At 65.1% G+C, this 261-nt stretch carries 1 pseudogene; it reads left to right on the top strand.

Annotated elements, in window-relative coordinates:
- A pseudogene (locus ALC15_RS41040) lies at positions 1–261 on the top strand (hypothetical protein); the annotation flags it as partial.

The raw sequence follows: 261 nt of genomic DNA, 5'->3' as shown, positions 1-261 counted from the left end.
GGACTGGAGACCACCGCGGAGCGGGTCGCGGCCGGCAAGCCCGAGCAGGGCACCATTCGGCTCTCCGCCTATCACGAAGGCGGTCACATCATCATCTGCATCGCCGACAATGGCCGCGGGCTCAACACCGAGCGGATCAAGGCCAAGGCGCTCCAGAACGGTCTCGTCACCGAGGCTGAGCTGGAGAAGATGACCGAGGCCCAGATCCACAAGTTCATCTTCGCGCCGGGCTTCTCGACCGCAGCGCAGGTGACCTCGGTA

Origin of the sequence: Bradyrhizobium viridifuturi (genome assembly GCF_001238275.1) — a bacterium.
Taxonomy (GTDB): domain Bacteria; phylum Pseudomonadota; class Alphaproteobacteria; order Rhizobiales; family Xanthobacteraceae; genus Bradyrhizobium; species Bradyrhizobium viridifuturi.
The sequence above is the reverse complement of the archived record's forward strand: the minus strand, read 5'-3'. Positions and strand labels throughout refer to the sequence as shown.